Origin of the sequence: Demequina sediminis, from assembly GCF_039545075.1 — a bacterium.
Lineage (GTDB): Bacteria > Actinomycetota > Actinomycetes > Actinomycetales > Demequinaceae > Demequina > Demequina sediminis.
Genome location: NZ_BAABRR010000001.1, coordinates 21,542 through 37,121, shown reverse-complemented (window position 1 = coordinate 37,121; position 15,580 = coordinate 21,542). Strand labels below are relative to the sequence as shown.

Below are 15,580 nucleotides of genomic sequence, written 5' to 3'. Positions count from 1 at the left end.
CCCTTTTGTCCCGATTGTCGGACCCTGGTGGTGGGATGAAGCCATGGACATTTCGGGCCTTCTCGATCGCGAACCCGGCGGCGCTGCCGTCGTGGTGGATGCGTTCTCGGCCGCGTGCGCGGTGGCGATCGCGGCGGTGGCCGGGGTGCGGGATGCCGCGCGGGGGTCTGGCGGGCCTGACGGGCGGGACGGGCGGGACGGGCACAACGGCGTGGGCGTGGATGCGGCGGTGCTCGCGGCGCGGGCTCAGATCGCCGGGCAACTCGCCCGGGAGGTCGACCTCCTCCTGGCCGAGGTAGCGTGCGCGATCGAACGCCACGGCGACACCGAGCCCGATGGCGGTGTGGCGCGCCGCCTGGGACACCGCGGGACCGTCGACATGATCGCCTCCGTCCTGGGCTCCACGCGCGCCCACGCCGGCCGGCTGCTCGACGTGGGACGGGTGCTCACCCATGAGCCCGCGTCCGACGGTGAACTCGGCCACCATCCACACGTGGCGGAGGCGCTGAACTCTCGCGAACTCTCCGTCGACTGCGCGAGCACCATCACGTCCATGCTCGACGCCCTGCCCGAGACCATCCCCACCGAGCGTCTTCGGAGCGCCGAACGCGACCTCGTCTCTCGCGCGCCCGGGCTGACAGCGACCACGTTCGGCCGCATCGTCACCCACTTCCGCACCGCGCTCACGGTCGACACGACTCCCGCCACCCTCGAACGCCTGCGCGCGAACCGCTACCTCCACCTGTGGGAGGACCGCGACGGCATGCTCGCCATCGACGCACGCCTCGACCCCGAAACCGCCGCCCCCGTCCGCGCCGCCCTCGACGCCCTCGTCAGCGACGCGATGCGCCGCGCCCGCGACAACATCGCCACCGACACCACCAGCGACACCAGTGCCGACACCACCGCCCGCGCAGGAACACCCGCCACCAAGACAGCCGCCACCACAACAGCCACGACCAGAACAGCCGCCCAGATGCGCGCCGATGCCCTCGCGGACCTCGCCCGCCACGCGCTCGCCTGCACCGCCACCGACCTCCCGCTCGCGTCGACTACGGTCGTCGTCCGCGTCCATGAGACAGACCTCCACACCGGGCTGGGCAACGCCGAGATCGACGGCACCTCTCACGCGATCGACATCTCCACCGCACGCCGCATGGCCGCCAATGCTCACGTCATCCCCGCCGTGCTGGGCTCCCACAGCGAACTGCTCGACTGGGGACGCAAACGCCGCCTGTTCACCACGGCTCAACGGCTCGCCCTCATCGAACGCGACGGCGGCTGCGCCTTCTGCGGAGCTCCACCAGGCTGGGCAGAGGTCCACCACATCGAATGGTGGAGCCGCGACCTCGGGATCACCTCCATCGCCAACGGCGTCCTGCTGTGCCGCCACTGCCACCACACGATCCACCACCAAGGCTGGACCATCCACGCCACCACCACCGAAGTCTGGTTCACCCCACCCGCAAGCATCGACCCGCTCCAGACACCCCGCCAAGGAGGCCGCGCCCGCTTCCACGCACCCCGCCACCTCACTCAGCCAGGTTCGCCAGGCATCGTCGCCCATGCGCCTGCGTACGCGTAGTCGAGCCGCGCCTCCCCGCCCCCTCGCGCGGGCCGCCCGCGCGGCGCGCGCTAGGCTGGACCCGCCCCCCACGAAAGGACTGGCTGCTGTGAGAGTGGACGCATTCCTCGCCGACTCGGCTGAGGTCGTGCAGAACAAGATCTACGCGCTGGGCGCGGGGTGGAACATCATCTTTGTGCGCGGCTTCCCTGCCGTGCACCGCCGCCTTTCGGTCGGCGCGATCGTGCACGTGCCCTTCACCGAGACCAACCGTGCGCACCAGTTCGAGCTCAAGCTGCTCACCGAGGACGGCGTCGAGTACCCGATCGGGATCCGTCCCGACGAGGACGGCAAGCCCGCCCCCGTGCGCGCCATGGGTGGCGAGTTCACGGTGGGTCGCCCCCCGCACCTCGTGGACGGCGACGAGCAGGTCGCGAGCTTCGCGTTCACCATCGACGGGCTCCGCTTCGACAAGCCCCGCCTGTTCTCGTGGGTCATCAGCGTCGACGGCGAAGAGATGACGCGACTGCCGATGCGCGTGCAGCAGGCGGCGCAGCAGGGCTGATCACGTGGGTGTCTACACCGCGGTGATCGTCCCGCTGGTGCTCGTGGTCTGCGCCGCGCTCGCACTGGCAGGCATCGTCACGCTGATCTGGCCGAATGCTCACCGGGCGGTGCTCCTTGCCATCCCGGCGACCTATGCGGCCACGGTCATCCACCTCATCGCAGTCGTCGTGCTGCTCCTCACGGGCGTCGACGCTGGGCTCGTGCTCACGCTCGGCTACCTGATGGCGTCGCTCGCGCTGCTCGCCCTGCTGGGAATCGGCCGGCTAGGCACACCCGAGGCCGCCGCCGCGGATCCCGATCCCACCCGGCCCGTCCTCGCGCCCGACCAGATCGCCCGCGTCGATGCCGCCTCGGCGGTGATCGTCGCGATCGCCCTCGCCGTCGTGGTGTGGCGCGTCATCATCATCGTCGAGGGGGGCGCGTGAACTACGTCGCACGCATCGCGCTGGTCGTCGCATACTCGGTGCTTGGCCTCGCGGCGCTCGGCCGGTCGACGGTCCAGATCACCACCAAGCTCGCCGACGCGCCCGTCCCCTATCTCGTGTCAGGACTGTCAGCACTGCTCTACACGGTCATCGCGCTCGCGCTATGGAAGCGGTGGGCGGGGGTCGCGTTGGTGGGCACCGTGGTCGAGCTCGCCGGCGTCGTGATCGTCGGCACGCTCGGCTACGTGGAACCGTCCTGGTGGCCCGACGAGACGGTGTGGACCGGCTACGGCTCGGCCTATGGCTGGGTGCCGCTGCTCCTGCCGATCATCGCCCTAGTGCTGCTGGTGCGCGAACGCACGGCACACGCCACCCGCACGGCCAGGAAGGACCCGTCATGACAACCCCTCACACCGCGGACATCGAGGCAGGCGAGCCGACTCCGCGCCGCACCCCCGCCTTGGTGGCGCTCGACCTCCTGCGCGGAGGCCTGATCGGCACTGCGGAGACCGTACCCGGCGTCTCCGGCGGCACCATCGCGCTCATGACTGGCGTCTACGAGACGCTGCTGACCTCCGCGGGACACCTCATCGCGGGCATCCGCACCTCCGTCACGGACGGCCTGCGCGGCAAGGGCCTGACGCGGGCGGGTCGCGAGTTCTCGCGGGTGCGCTGGGGGATCATCGTGCCGATCGGCATCGGCATGGTCATCGCGCTCGTCACCATGGCGCGCGTCATGGAGGACCTCATCACCGAGCACCCCGAGACCATGAGGGGACTCTTCCTCGGCCTCGTACTCGCCTCGCTCGCGGTGCCCTACCGCCACGCGATCGCCTCCGAGGACCGCCGCGGCCGTGACGGGTCGTGGAGGGCGCGTGAGTGGGTGATCGCCGTGATCGCCACGCTCGCGACCGCGGTGATCGTCTCGCTGCCGGGCGGAAGCCTCGAGCCCACCCCACTGGTGCTGGTGCCCGCGGCCGCGATCGCGGTCTCGGCGCTCGTGCTGCCCGGACTGTCGGGGTCCTTCCTGCTCCTCACCTTCGGGCTGTATGAGCCGACCCTCGCGGCCGTCAACGACCGCGACCTGGGCTACCTCGCGTGGTTCGCGCTCGGCTGCGCGATCGGTCTCGTGAGCATCGTCAAGGCACTCCAGTGGCTACTGGAGCACCACCGCCGTGTCACCCTCGTGGTCCTCACCGGCGTCATGGCGGGCAGCCTGGTCGCGCTGTGGCCGTGGCAGGACGCGGACGGGGCGAGGATCGCACCCACCGGGTCGATCGCCGCACCCCTGATCGCCCTCCTTGTCGGTGCCGGCATCGTGGTCCTCACCCTGCTCGCGGAACACCGCTTCCTGCTGCGCCGCGCCGCGATCGAGGAGGTCGCTCAGGCCGCCGACTCCGCCGCCGACGCGGCCGACGGCTCCTAGGACCTCGGGCGGCAGCTACGACCGTGGAGAGCGAGACCGCGCCACGTACCTGTGGTGCCAGTCGTATGCCGACTTATCGGTGAGCGACGCCACCTGGTCGATCACCACCCTGGTGCGCGCGGCATCGTCCGCCGCCTCCCGATACATCGCCGCGAAGTGAGGCTCGAGCGCGACGTCGCCCAACTCGACCAGCGCACCCACCAGATCCGCGAGCCGCTGGCGCTGCTGGCGATACGCGTGCTTGCGCTCGCGCGGCGCCATGAGGAAGTGCACCGCGATGCCCTTGAGCATGAGGATCTCGTCGGCGGTCTCTTCGGGGATCACGAGGCTCGCGTGGTGTCGCGTGAGCGGCCCGTCGCCGTAGCGTTCGCGGGTCGCGGAGGCGATCCGGCCCACGAGCCTCCCGATGAGCTGGCTCGTCATGTCCTTGAGCCGCGCGAGGTCCCGGTGTGAGCCGTCGTACTCGTCCATCCACCACGGCTCCGCACGCAGGCGGTCGAGCGCGGCGATGAGCGCCTCCGGCTCCCCTCGCCCGTACCACTGGCGCGCGTGGGCCGCGATCTCGCGCGCCCTGCCATGGTCGCGCAGCACCCCGAGCGACACCGTGTGATGCACCACCGAGTCCTCGACGTCGTGCACGGAGTACGAGATGTCGTCGGCGAGGTCCATGACCTGCGCCTCGAAGCTCTGCGCCCGCTCGGGGGCGCCCTCACGCAGCCAGCGGAACACCGGCAGGTCGTCGTCGTAGACGCCGAACTTGCGCGTGGGGCTGCCGTCGGGGCGCGTGGGCGTCGCGTCCTCGGTCCACGGATACTTGACGCTCGCGTCGAGCGTGGCGCGCGTGAGGTTGAGCCCCACGCTCTCCCCCGTGACGGGGTCGAAGGACTTGGGCTCGAGCCGCGTGAGCAGGCGCAGGGTCTGCGCGTTGCCCTCGAAGCCGCCGATCTCCCGGGACACCTCGTCGAGAGCGCGCTCCCCGTTGTGCCCGAAGGGCGGGTGTCCCAGGTCATGGGCGAGGCACGCGGCGTCGACCACGTCGGGGTCGCAGCCCAGGATCTTGCCGAGGCTCCGCCCCACCTGGGCCACCTCGAGCGTGTGCGTGAGACGCGTCCGAACGAAGTCGCCCGTGCCCGCGCCCAGCACCTGCGTCTTGGCACCGAGCCTGCGCAGCGCACTCGCATGAACGATGCGCGCGCGGTCGCGTTCGAACGGCGTGCGTTGCGCCTGCTTGGGAGGCTCCTGCACGTAGCGCTCCACATCGGATGCGGCATAGCCGTCGGGAAGGGCGCTCACACTCCGACTCTAGCGGCGACGCCGGCCACCTCCCTGCCCCTGCCTCCCTCCGCGGGTTAGTCGGCGCGCGGCCTGAGGTGGAGCTGCACCAGCCCGTCGCCGTAGCGCGCAACCCGCTCGACCGTCATCTCGGCCGGCACCGTCAGCCCCCCGAAGAGCGAAATCCCGTCCCCCAGTACCGTGGGCACGAGCGTCAGCACCAGATGATCGAGCAGCCCCGCCTCGAGCGTCTCGCGCACCAGCGCGGCCCCGTCGACATAGACATCGCCCTCCCCCGCAACCTCGCTCGCGCGCGCGATGAGGTCGGCGATGTCGCCCTCGATCGGCTCGACCCATGCGTGGGGCGCGTCGAGCGGCCGGTGCGTCGCGATGCGCATCGGCACGTCGCCGTACGGCCACTCCGGGAAGCCCTCGACGATGTCATACGTCCGCCTGCCCATGAGGATGCACCCGACCCCCGTGAGGAAGGCGCTGAACTCGAGCACGCCCTCGTCGCTCGTGTCGCGCCACGGCGCGACGGCGAACGGCGGCGCGTCCGGAGCGCGACCCTCGAGCCACGCGAGTTCGTCATGAGGTCCCGCGACGAATCCGTCGAGCGAGGCGGCCAGGTACGCGCGGATGCGGCTCATGCGTCCACGCTAACGTGCGCGTGCGACAGCAGGAACCGCCACCCGCGCCACCTGACCTACCCGCGCTACCCCCTACCCGCGCTACCCCCTACCCGCCCGAGACGCTGAGCTCCGCCTCCCGCAGCCTGGCCTCGAGGTCCGGAGTGATGTCCTGCGTGTCGAGCCATCCGTCGGGACACGCGGGCACGCGCGGCGAGCCCTGCCGGCCGCGCGGACCCTCGGCCTCCTCGCCCGGATACCCGGTGTCGAGCGCGAGCGAGTCGAGCAGCCCGCGCAGCTCGGCGAGCGTCTCGACCAGTCCCAAGGCGCGGCGCACCTCTCCTCCGACCGGGTAACCCTTGAGATACCAGGACATGTGCTTGCGGATCTCGCGCATCGCCTTGTTCTCGTCGGCGCCGAAGTGCGTCACCATGAGCTCGCCGTGGCGGTAGATCGTGTCCGCGACCACGCGCAGCCCCGGCCGCACCCGCTCGGGCCGTCCCTCGAACGCAGCCTGCAGATCGGCAAACAGCCACGGGCGCCCCATGCAGCCGCGTCCCACGACCACGCCGTCACACCCGGTCTGCTCGACCATGCGCACCGCGTCCTCGGCCTGCCAGATGTCCCCGTTGCCCAGCACGGGGATGCTCGTGACGGCCTCCTTGAGCCGTGCGATCGCGTCCCAGTCCGCGGTCCCCGAGTAGTACTCCGCCGCGGTGCGCGCGTGCAGCGCCACGGCCGCGACGCCCTCCTTCTCCGCGGTGCGTCCCGCGTCGAGGTACGTGAGGTGGTCGTCGTCGACCCCCTTGCGCATCTTGACGGTGACGGGGATGTCGAAGCGCGAGGCCTCGCGCACCGCGGCACGCACGATCTCCTTGAAGAGGTCCCGCTTCCACGGCAGCACCGCGCCGCCACCCTTGCGCGTCACCTTGGGCACCGGGCAGCCAAAATTCATGTCGATGTGATCCGCGCGGTCCTCCTCGCAGATCATGCGCACCGCAGCGCCGACCGTCGCCGGGTCCACCCCGTAGACCTGCACCGACCGGGGCGTCTCGTCGGGGTCGTGAGCGATGATGCGCAGCGACTCGGGGGTGCGCTCGACGAGCGCGCGCGAGGTCACCATCTCGGCCACGTACAGACCGCCGCCGTGCTCGCGGCACAGTCGCCGGAACGCGGCGTTGGTGATGCCGGCCATCGGGGCGAGCACCACGGGAGTGTCGACCTCGAGCGGGCCAAGGCGCAGCGGCTGCAGGACACGAGTCGCGGGGGTCATGGCATCCATTGTCTCAGGCGTCGTGGGGTGCCCCGCGGGACGATGCCGTGGCCGGGTGGGCGCCCCGGTTCCGCGGCGGTCTCGCCACAGCCTCACTGACGTCGGGCACACTCGCGCCCGGGCCGCTGAGGGATAGCCCGGGCGCGAGGCGTCACGGCGCAGCGAACCAGCGCGCTGCCGCAACGTATGTGCGGGGACGGCACCCGGCCTCCCCCTCGGAAACACTGGCCGCGCCCCCCGGAATGCCCGTCAGGACCAGAGTGGAGTGCCGCGGGCCCCGCGTCAAGCAAATCCGCACAATGAGGGAAAAACAGTCACGAATCCCGCGCGGGAGATCCCGTGCCGTCGCCCGCCTCATGCGGCGCGGAGGCGTCGCGCGCGGCGACCCCGGCCGCGGCATCGTCCCTCTCGGGATCCACATCGCCAGGCGCACCAGGCTCGATGTCGTCCCGCTTCTCCCCCGCCAGTCCCACGATCAGCGCGCCGATCGCGGTCGTCAGCGGCACCGCGAGCACGAGGCCGATCGACCCGACCAGGGTGCGCACCACCTCGCCGGCGATCTCGGAGGACGTGATGGCGCCCGACAGCGGATTGTCGTAGACCGCGACCAGCATGATGAGCGGCAGCGAGGCTCCCACGTACGCGAAGGCGATCGTGTAGACGGTCGACGCGATGTGGTCGCGGCCAATCCTCATGCCGCGCGAGAAGAGCTGCCACGGACCCAGGTCGGGCCGTGCCGCGCCCAGCTCCCACACCGCCGAGGCCTGCGTGATGGTGACGTCGTTGAGCACGCCCAGTCCCGCGATCATGAGGCCGCACAGCGCGAGCCCCTGGAGCGACAGCCTCCCCTCGACGAACGCGATGTTGATCTCCGCCTCGGACGGCACGCCGGGGATCTTGGCCGCGGTCACCGCCCACGTGCCGAGCGCCGCCGTCACCGCGAGACCCGCGATGGTGCCCAGGTACGCCGTGGTCGTGCGCGCGTTGGGCCCATGGGCGACATAGAGCAGCACGAAGAGCGCGCCGGCCGCCGTGACCAGGCCCACGAGGGGCGGGCTCGCGCCGTCGAGCAGCGCGGGCACGGTGTAGAACGCGACGATCCCGAACGCCGCGGCCAGGCCCAGCAGGGCGCCCAGCCCGCGCCACCAGGCGACCGCGATGACGAGCACCACGTAGACGATGAGGAGGGCGAGAATGGGCGTCCCGCGCTCGAAGTCCGAGAACACGAGCGGCCCCTCGTCGAGCTCGACCACGCGCACCTGGTCGCCGGGTTCGAGCACCAGCGAGCCCACGCCCGTGGGCGCCATCTCCCTCTCGCCCTCGGCGCCCGGGGTCGTGACACGCACCACGGACTCGCCCGTGGACTCGTCGAAGGACACGACCTCGGCGTCGAGCCGGCGCGCGTCCTCGTAGAGAAACTGCTGAGAGCCGAGCATGTCCCAACTCGACGGCCACGTCACCATGGCGCCCACGAGCACGCCGCCGAGCACGCCTATCACGAGCGCCCACAGGACGCGCGTGGCGCCCGGCGTCGCGCGCGGCCGGGTCTCGGCGTGAGAGTGACCGGCTCCCATGCCCTGCCTACGCGCCGATCAGGCGCTGCGCGAGATAGCCCTGGACCTGAGCGAGCGCCACGCGCTCCTGCTGCATCGTGTCGCGGTCGCGGATGGTCACCGCCTGGTCGTCGAGCGTGTCGAAGTCGATCGTGATGCAGAACGGCGTGCCCACCTCGTCCTGACGGCGGTAGCGCTTGCCGATCGACTGGGTGACGTCGACGTCGATGTTCCACGCGCCACGCAGTTCCTTCGCGAGCGCCTCGGCGGTCGGGACCAGGTCAGCGGACTTCGACAGCGGCAGCACCGCGGCCTTGATGGGGGCGAGGCGGTGGTCGAGGCGCAGCACCGTGCGGGACTCGGTGCCCCCCTTCGCGGTGGCCACCTCCTCCTCGGTGTAGGCCTCGACCAGGAAGGCCATGAGCGAGCGCGAGAGGCCCGCCGCGGGCTCGATGACGTACGGCACGAACCGCTCGTTGGTCGCGGGGTCAAGGTAGCTGAGGTCCTTGCCCGAGTGCTTCGCGTGGGTCGTGAGGTCGAAGTCCGTGCGGTTGGCGATGCCCTCGAGCTCTCCCCACTCCGAGCCCTGGAAGCCGAACCGGTACTCGATGTCGGTGGTGCCCTTGGAGTAGTGCGACAGCTTCTCGAGCGGGTGCTCGTAGAGGCGCAGGTTGTCCGCCGCGATGCCCAGGTCCTCGTACCAGGCCTTGCGGGTGTCGATCCAGTGCTGGTGCCACTCCTCGTCGGTGCCAGGCACCACGAAGAACTCCATCTCCATCTGCTCGAACTCGCGCGTGCGGAAGATGAAGTTGCCCGGCGTGATCTCGTTGCGGAAGGACTTGCCCACCTGCGCGATGCCGAACGGGGGCTTCTGGCGCGACGTACGCATGACGTTCTCGAAGTTCACGAAGATGCCCTGCGCGGTCTCGGGGCGCAGGTAGTGCAGGCCGGACTCGTCCTGAGCCGCGCCCAGGTAGGTGCGCAGGAGACCGTTGAACATCTTGGGCTCGGTCCACTGGCCGCGGGTGCCGCATGCGGCGCATGCGATCTCGGCCAGGCCACCCTCGGGAGCGCGCCCCTTCTTCTCCTCGAACTCCTCGAGCAGGTGGTCCTCGCGGTAGCGCTTGTGGCAACTGAGGCACTCGACGAGTGGGTCAACGAAGGCCGCGATGTGGCCGGAGGCCTCCCACACCTGCGGGGGCAGGATCACCGACGAGTCGAGCCCCACGATGTCGTCACGGCTGGTGACCATCGACCGCCACCACTGGCGCTTGATGTTCTCCTTGAGCTCCACGCCGAGCGGCCCGTAGTCCCATGCGGAACGGGTGCCTCCGTAGATCTCGCCGCAGGGGAACACGAAGCCACGGCGCTTCGCGAGCGAGATGACGTTGTCGAGACGGCTGGTAACGGCCACGTGGTGCTCCTTGCGGGGGGTCGGATTGCTCGGGTCAGTCTATAGGCGCGCACTGAGGGACGATGCTGGGCTCCAGACCCCCGACGACGGCACGGCGCTTGCGGGGCGTCGCGAGCCGACGGACGGGACATTGGTCCTTATTGACAATGATTATCAGTCACGCTAGGCTGGCACCATGACCTCGACTCTGCGACCCTCGCTGCTCGTCGCCGCCGCCGCGGCGACGACGCTCACCCTTGCCGCCTGCTCGGCCCCCGCCGAGACCGGGGCCAGCGCATCGTCCGCTCCCGCCGACGGCCTCACGGTCGCGGCGGCCTTCTACCCGCTTGAGTACGTCGCGCGCGGCGTCGCGGGCGCGGACACCACCGTGGTGGCGCTCGCGCAGCCCGGCGTCGACGCCCACGACCTCGAGCTCTCTCCCGCCTCGGTGCGAGAGATGCAGGGTGCGGACCTGGTGCTCTTCCTGAGCGACTTCCAGCCCGCCGTCGACGACGCGATCGACAGCACCGGGGTGCGTTCCCTCGACGCCGCCGCGGTCGTGGAGCTCCACGACGCCGAGGAGCACGCCGAAGAGGAGGGTGAGGCCCACGACGCCGAGGACGAGCACGAGCACGGCACGTCGGACCCCCACTTCTGGCTCGACCCCACGCTGCTCGCGGCCTACGCCGACTCCGTCGCCGCCGAGCTCTCGGAACTCGACCCCGACAACGCCGACTCCTACGCGGCCAACGCCGCCTCCCTGACGGAGACGCTCACCGGCATCGACGAGGCCTACGCGACCGGCCTCGCGCAGTGCGAGCGCGACACCATCTTCGTGGCGCACGAGGCCTTCGGCTACCTCACGGAGCGCTACGGCATTCACCAGGAGGGTTTCGCGGGCCTCGACCCCGAGTCCGAGCCCTCCCCCGCGCGTCTGCTCGAGATCAAGGAGCGGGTGGCCGACACCGGCGCGACGGTGATCTTCACCGAGGACACCGTCTCCGCCTCTGTCGCCGAGTCGCTCGCGAACGATGCCGGGGTCGCCACCGCGGTGCTGAGCCCGGTTGAGACCGTGGCCGACGGCGAGGACTACGCTTCGACCATGACCCGCAACCTCGAGGAAATCCGGGGCGCGCTTGGCTGCGCCTGATCTCGATCGCACTCGAACGCCGCTGGTCGCCAGCGGCGTTCGAGTCGTGCTCGGGACCACCGAGATCCTGCATGGCGTCGACCTCGAGGTCTCCGCGGGCGAGGTCGTCGCGCTCATGGGCGGCAACGGCTCGGGCAAGTCGACCTTCGTGCGTGCCATGGTGGGCGCGGTGCCGCTCGCGGGCGGCTCCGTCTCGCTCTTCGGCTCCCCCTCGACGCCCGCGGCGCGCGCGCGACTCGGCTACGTGCCGCAACGCATCGGCGCCGGTGGCGGCGTGTCCGCCACGGCTCTCGAGGTCGTGATGTCGGGGCTGCTGGGCAGCCGCGAGGACGGACGTGGGGCGGCCGGAGGCCTGCGCGGCCTGATCCCGCCGCGCGACGCCAAGCGACGCGCGATCGACGCGCTACGGTCGGTCGCGATCGAGGACCTCGCCCGGCGCGACGTGTTGCGGCTCTCGGGAGGGCAGCAGCAGCGCGTGCTCATCGCGCGCGCGCTCGTGCGCCGCCCGGACCTCTTGATCCTCGATGAGCCGATGGCGGGGGTGGACCTGCAGTCGCAGGTCTCCTTCGCCCACACGCTCGGCCACCTCAAGCACGACGGCGTGGCGGTCGTGGTGGTCCTGCACGAGCTCGGCTCGATCGCGCGCCACATCGATCACGCCGTGGTGCTCGAGCAGGGCTGCGTCACGTACGTGGGCGCTCCGCCCAAGGACCTGGGTGTCCACGCGCTGCCTGGCCACGAGCACGAACACGCCCACGAGGGCGCGCAGCCCACCGGCGGCGCGCTGGGACTGGAGGGGCCATGACCCTGCTCACCGATCCCCTGGTGCAGCGCATGCTGCTCGTCGGCCTGCTCGTGGGACTCGCCGCGCCCGTCATGGGCACCTACCTCGTGCAGCGCCGCATGGCGCTGCTGGGCGACGGCATCGGCCACGTCGCGCTCGCCGGAGTGGCCGCGGGCTGGCTCGCGGGTTCCGCCGCCGGGCTCGCGCAGCGCGACGCCCTCGCGATCCCCGGCGCCGTGGTCTTCGCGATCGCCGGGGCGGTCGTGATCGAGCGCATGCGCGCGCGCGGCACCGCGGCGGACGTCGTGATGGCGATCCTGTTCTACGGCGGAATCGCGGGAGGCGTGCTGCTCATCGGCCTCGCGGGCGGCTCGAACGCGAACCTGCTGGGCTACCTCTTCGGCTCGATCTCGACGGTGACCTGGGGAGACGTGTGGGTGAGCGTCGCGCTCGCCGCGCTCATCCTGATCATCGGGCTCGGGCTGCGCTCGTCGCTGTTCGCGGTCACCCACGACCAAGAGTTCGCGCGCTCGACGGGTCTGCCCGTCGCGGTCCTCAACATGGTGGTCGCCGTCCTGGCCGCGATCACCATCACGGTCGCGATGCGCGTGGTGGGCGTGCTCCTGGTGAGCGCGCTGATGATCGTGCCCGTGGCGATCGCTCAGCTAATGACGCGGTCCTTCGCGCGCACCATGCACGTGGCCATGGGGCTCGGCGCGGTGCTCACGGTCACCGGCATCTGGATCACGCTGTTCCACAACCTCCAGCCGGGCGCACTCATCGTGGTCCTCGGCGTCGCGCTCTACGTGATCGTTGCCGCGGTCACCGCCGCGCGTGAGAGGGTACGCGCATGACCGCGACCCGCATGACCCGCCAACGCCGCGAGATCCTCGACGCGCTCGACACCCGCGACTTCCGTTCCGCGCAGTCGTGGCACGAGCACCTGCGCTCGGAGGGCTCGACCGTGGGCCTCGCGACGGTGTACCGCGCGCTGACCGCCCTCGCGGATGCGGGCGAGGTCGACTCGGTCGTGTCTGAGTCGGGCGAGACCCTCTATCGCCGATGCGAGGCGGGCGAGGAGCACCACCATCACCTCCGCTGCCGCGTGTGCGGACGCGCGGTCGAGATCGACGTGCCGTCCTTCGAGAGTTACGCCGCCGCGATCGCGACGGAGCATGGCTACGCCGAGATCAGCCACACGATCGAACTCACCGGCGTGTGCCCCGCGTGCGCCGCGCGCGACCGCGGCTGATGCCCGGCGTTCCGGCCTTCGTCGCCGACGGCCCCTGGTGGTGGCTGTCGCTCTTCCTGTTCTGCGTGGTGTTCCTGCGCACCCAGGGCACCTACTGGATCGCGCGATGGGCGCGCACGGGGGCCGATGCCGTGGCGGGCAGGACACAGGCCGGCGACGGGCGTCGGGCACGCCTCGCGCAACGACTGGCGGGGCCGGGGACGGAACGCGCGCGCTCCTTCATCGAGCGCTGGGGCTGGCTTGCGATCCCGATGTCCTTCCTCACCGTGGGCTTCCAAACCATGGTCAACGCCACCGCGGGCTACACCCGCATGCGCTTTGACCTCTACACACTCGCGCTGATTCCCGGCAGCCTCATCTGGGCCACGATCTACACGCTCATCGCGTTGTCGCTGTGGGAGGCGTGGGCGACGTCCCCCTGGTTGCTCGCCGCTGCGATCGTCGCCTTGATCACGGCCGGCTGGGGGCTGTCACGATGGCGTAGGCGTGCCGCGCCCGCGCACCCGGCGACGGCATCGTCCGCGACCACGCCCTCCGACGCTTAGGCGGCCCCGAAGCGGCGGTTGCGCCGCGCGTACTCGTCGATCGCGGCCCACAGGTGCGTGCGGTTGACGTCGGGCCACAGCACGTCGCTGAAGACGTACTCGGCATAGGCGGCCTGCCAGGGCAGGAAGTTCGAGCTGCGCTGCTCTCCGCTCGACCGCCAGAACAGGTCGACGTCCGGCATGTCGGGCTCGTCGAGGTGGGCCGCGAGCGTCTTCTCCGTCACCTTCGACGGGTCCAGCTCCCCCGCCGCGACCTTGAGCGCGATCGCCTTGGCGGCATCGGCGATCTCCGCTCGGCCGCCGTAGTTCACGCACATCGTGAGGGTGAGGACGTCGTTGTCGCGCGTGAGCTCCTCCGCGCGTTCGAGCTCGTTCACCACGGACTTCCACAGCCGCGGACGGCGACCCGCCCAGCGCACGCGCACGCCCCAGCTGTGCATCTCGTCGCGCCGGCGCCGGATGACGTCGCGATTGAAGCCCATGAGGAAGCGGACCTCGTCGGGGCTGCGCTTCCAGTTTTCGGTGCTGAACGCGTACGCGCTGAGGTGGGTCACGCCGGCCTCGATCGCGCCGGCAACCACGTCGAGCAGCGCGGCCTCGCCACGCTCGTGACCGGCGGTGCGCGGCAATCCACGCTCCTTGGCCCACCGGCCATTGCCGTCCATGACGACCGCGACGTGGCGCGGCACGGCCTCGCGCGGGAGGTCGGGCGGCGTCGCGCCTGACGGATGGGGGGTGGGTCGCTCGGGGCTCACAACCGCCAGCCTAGCGGCGGACGATGCCGGGGCAGGGAGCGCCGTCAGGACCGGTCGACGTGCCCCAGGCTGCGTACCTTGCGCTCGAGGTGGAACTGGGTATACGCGGCGATGAGGCCCGCGGCGTCGCGGCGGTGGCGCGCCTCCGAGGCATCCGCCGTGCGCCAATCCCCGGCGAGCAACGCCTCGAGCAGGGAGAAGGTCTCGGGGGCGGGAGCCGCGGCGCCGGGAGGCCTGCACGACTCGCACACGGCGCCTCCGCCGCCCACCACGAAGGCGCGGTGCGGACCGGGCCTGCCGCAGCTCGCGCAGTCGGTGAAGCTCGGCTCGTAGCCCGCGAGCGAGAGCGACCTCAGCAGGAAGGCGTCGAGCACCATGCCAGCGTCGTGCTCGCCCCGGCTGAGCGACCCCAGCGCGCCATGCAGGAGGCGGTAGTGATCCCAGGCGGGTTCGCGCTCGTGGTCGACCAGCTTGTCGGCGGTCTCGACCATCGCGGTGGCCGCCGTGAACTTCGCGTAGTCCTCGGCGATCCTGCGCGCATAGGGCTCGCGGGTCTCGACCTGGCTCACGATGTCGAGGTTGCGTCCCTCGTACAACTGCACGTCGACCAGCATGAAGGGCTCCATGCGCGAGCCGATCCTGCTCGAGGTCCGGCGCACGCCCTTGGCGACGGCGCGTACCTTGCCGTGACGTCGCGTGAGCATCGTGACGATGCGATCGGCCTCCCCCAGCTTGTGGGTGCGGAGGACGATCGCATCGTCACGGTAGAGAGGCACGCCGCCATTGTCCCCCGGGCGAGGGTGGCGAGGCCGCAGGCGCGACGCCGTCCGAGCGCCCCCGGCCTGCGCTTCAGCGCACTCGGCCTGCCGCTGCGCCCTGCGAGGTGCTCAGTGCCCAAAATCCGTCGATTCGGGCACTGAGCACCTCGCGGGGCGCGCCCGAGGTCGGGGCCGAGCCCCGCGGCGCGGCCGATCAGCCGCCGCGAGCTCCCT

The 15,580-nt window shown here is 71.1% G+C and carries 17 protein-coding genes; 10 read left to right on the top strand and 7 right to left on the bottom strand.

Annotation, left to right across the window (positions count from 1 at the left end; translation table 11 throughout):
* The first annotated feature begins 43 nt into the window (after positions 1 to 43).
* The 5 genes from ABEA62_RS00190 to ABEA62_RS00170 all read left to right on the top strand — a co-directional run bounded on the left by ABEA62_RS00190 (position 44) and on the right by ABEA62_RS00170 (position 3,982).
* Positions 44 to 1,585 (top strand): HNH endonuclease, encoded by a 1,542-nt coding sequence (locus ABEA62_RS00190; protein ID WP_286215666.1) that lies wholly within the window; start codon positions 44 to 46, stop codon positions 1,583 to 1,585.
* 88 nt (positions 1,586 to 1,673) lie between these two features.
* Complete coding sequence (locus ABEA62_RS00185) at positions 1,674 to 2,129, top strand: DUF6941 family protein (RefSeq protein ID WP_345377905.1); 456 nt, start codon at positions 1,674 to 1,676, stop codon at positions 2,127 to 2,129.
* A 4-nt stretch (positions 2,130 to 2,133) separates the two neighbouring features.
* On the top strand, positions 2,134 to 2,556 hold the full coding sequence (locus ABEA62_RS00180) for a hypothetical protein (RefSeq protein WP_345377903.1): 423 nt from the start codon (positions 2,134 to 2,136) through the stop codon (positions 2,554 to 2,556).
* On the top strand, positions 2,553 to 2,957 hold the full coding sequence (locus tag ABEA62_RS00175) for a hypothetical protein (protein WP_286215664.1): 405 nt from the start codon (positions 2,553 to 2,555) through the stop codon (positions 2,955 to 2,957). The genes ABEA62_RS00180 and ABEA62_RS00175 overlap by 4 nt, the downstream gene beginning before the upstream one ends.
* A complete protein-coding gene (locus ABEA62_RS00170; protein WP_286215663.1) occupies positions 2,954 to 3,982 on the top strand; it encodes a DUF368 domain-containing protein in 1,029 nt (342 codons plus the stop codon). The genes ABEA62_RS00175 and ABEA62_RS00170 overlap by 4 nt, the downstream gene beginning before the upstream one ends.
* 15 nt (positions 3,983 to 3,997) lie before the next feature.
* Here ABEA62_RS00170 and ABEA62_RS00165 read toward each other — a convergent pair whose 3' ends face one another.
* The 5 genes from ABEA62_RS00165 to ABEA62_RS00145 form a co-directional block, all read right to left on the bottom strand.
* On the bottom strand, positions 3,998 to 5,275 hold the full coding sequence (locus ABEA62_RS00165; protein WP_286215662.1) for a deoxyguanosinetriphosphate triphosphohydrolase: 1,278 nt from the start codon (positions 5,273 to 5,275) through the stop codon (positions 3,998 to 4,000).
* A gap of 56 nt (positions 5,276 to 5,331) precedes the next feature.
* A complete protein-coding gene (locus ABEA62_RS00160) occupies positions 5,332 to 5,904 on the bottom strand; it encodes a dihydrofolate reductase family protein (protein ID WP_286215661.1) in 573 nt (190 codons plus the stop codon).
* Between the two features lie 88 nt (positions 5,905 to 5,992).
* Positions 5,993 to 7,165: a tRNA dihydrouridine synthase DusB gene (dusB, locus tag ABEA62_RS00155; RefSeq protein ID WP_425557926.1), complete on the bottom strand. Its 1,173-nt coding sequence runs from the start codon at positions 7,163 to 7,165 to the stop codon at positions 5,993 to 5,995.
* Positions 7,166 to 7,470: 305 nt separating this feature from the next.
* Positions 7,471 to 8,730 carry a YibE/F family protein gene (locus ABEA62_RS00150; RefSeq protein ID WP_286215659.1) on the bottom strand — a complete coding sequence of 420 codons (1,260 nt, stop codon included), beginning with the start codon at positions 8,728 to 8,730 and terminating at the stop codon, positions 7,471 to 7,473.
* 7 nt (positions 8,731 to 8,737) lie between these two features.
* Positions 8,738 to 10,123 (bottom strand): glycine--tRNA ligase, encoded by a 1,386-nt coding sequence (locus tag ABEA62_RS00145; protein ID WP_345377899.1) that lies wholly within the window; start codon positions 10,121 to 10,123, stop codon positions 8,738 to 8,740.
* A 175-nt stretch (positions 10,124 to 10,298) separates the two neighbouring features.
* Between ABEA62_RS00145 and ABEA62_RS00140 the strand changes: the two genes are divergently transcribed.
* From ABEA62_RS00140 to ABEA62_RS00120, 5 genes are read left to right on the top strand one after another with little or no spacing between them, the layout of a single operon-like run.
* On the top strand, positions 10,299 to 11,252 hold the full coding sequence (locus ABEA62_RS00140) for a metal ABC transporter substrate-binding protein (protein ID WP_286215658.1): 954 nt from the start codon (positions 10,299 to 10,301) through the stop codon (positions 11,250 to 11,252).
* Positions 11,253 to 11,298: 46 nt separating this feature from the next.
* Entirely contained in the window at positions 11,299 to 12,057 is a 759-nt protein-coding gene (locus ABEA62_RS00135; RefSeq protein ID WP_286215657.1) for a metal ABC transporter ATP-binding protein, read from the top strand.
* On the top strand, positions 12,054 to 12,890 hold the full coding sequence (locus ABEA62_RS00130) for a metal ABC transporter permease (RefSeq protein WP_286215655.1): 837 nt from the start codon (positions 12,054 to 12,056) through the stop codon (positions 12,888 to 12,890). The genes ABEA62_RS00135 and ABEA62_RS00130 overlap by 4 nt, the downstream gene beginning before the upstream one ends.
* The gene (locus tag ABEA62_RS00125) at positions 12,887 to 13,288 is read left to right on the top strand and encodes a Fur family transcriptional regulator (RefSeq protein ID WP_286215654.1); all 402 of its coding nucleotides are present in this window, start codon (positions 12,887 to 12,889) and stop codon (positions 13,286 to 13,288) included. The genes ABEA62_RS00130 and ABEA62_RS00125 overlap by 4 nt, the downstream gene beginning before the upstream one ends.
* On the top strand, positions 13,288 to 13,833 hold the full coding sequence (locus ABEA62_RS00120; RefSeq protein WP_286215653.1) for a DedA family protein: 546 nt from the start codon (positions 13,288 to 13,290) through the stop codon (positions 13,831 to 13,833). The genes ABEA62_RS00125 and ABEA62_RS00120 overlap by 1 nt, the downstream gene beginning before the upstream one ends.
* On the opposite strand, the gene ABEA62_RS00115 is transcribed toward ABEA62_RS00120, so the two are convergent.
* Entirely contained in the window at positions 13,830 to 14,588 is a 759-nt protein-coding gene (locus tag ABEA62_RS00115) for an isoprenyl transferase (RefSeq protein WP_425557924.1), read from the bottom strand. The two genes, ABEA62_RS00120 and ABEA62_RS00115, sit on opposite strands and share 4 nt — an antisense overlap.
* A gap of 44 nt (positions 14,589 to 14,632) precedes the next feature.
* Complete coding sequence (recO, locus tag ABEA62_RS00110) at positions 14,633 to 15,364, bottom strand: DNA repair protein RecO (protein ID WP_286215652.1); 732 nt, start codon at positions 15,362 to 15,364, stop codon at positions 14,633 to 14,635.
* Positions 15,365 to 15,580: the final 216 nt, after the last annotated feature.

Bases quoted from the DNA above. Each gene is read 5' to 3' on its own strand.
- ABEA62_RS00190 (WP_286215666.1), top strand. From the start codon at position 44: ATGGACATTTCGGGCCTTCTCGATCGCGAACCCGGCGGCGCTGCCGTC.
- ABEA62_RS00170 (WP_286215663.1), top strand. From the start codon at position 2,954: ATGACAACCCCTCACACCGCGGACATCGAGGCAGGCGAGCCGACTCCG.
- ABEA62_RS00160 (WP_286215661.1), bottom strand. From the start codon at position 5,904: ATGAGCCGCATCCGCGCGTACCTGGCCGCCTCGCTCGACGGATTCGTC.
- dusB (WP_425557926.1), bottom strand. From the start codon at position 7,165: ATGGATGCCATGACCCCCGCGACTCGTGTCCTGCAGCCGCTGCGCCTT.
- ABEA62_RS00150 (WP_286215659.1), bottom strand. From the start codon at position 8,730: ATGGGAGCCGGTCACTCTCACGCCGAGACCCGGCCGCGCGCGACGCCG.
- ABEA62_RS00140 (WP_286215658.1), top strand. From the start codon at position 10,299: ATGACCTCGACTCTGCGACCCTCGCTGCTCGTCGCCGCCGCCGCGGCG.
- ABEA62_RS00130 (WP_286215655.1), top strand. From the start codon at position 12,054: ATGACCCTGCTCACCGATCCCCTGGTGCAGCGCATGCTGCTCGTCGGC.
- ABEA62_RS00125 (WP_286215654.1), top strand. From the start codon at position 12,887: ATGACCGCGACCCGCATGACCCGCCAACGCCGCGAGATCCTCGACGCG.
- ABEA62_RS00120 (WP_286215653.1), top strand. From the start codon at position 13,288: ATGCCCGGCGTTCCGGCCTTCGTCGCCGACGGCCCCTGGTGGTGGCTG.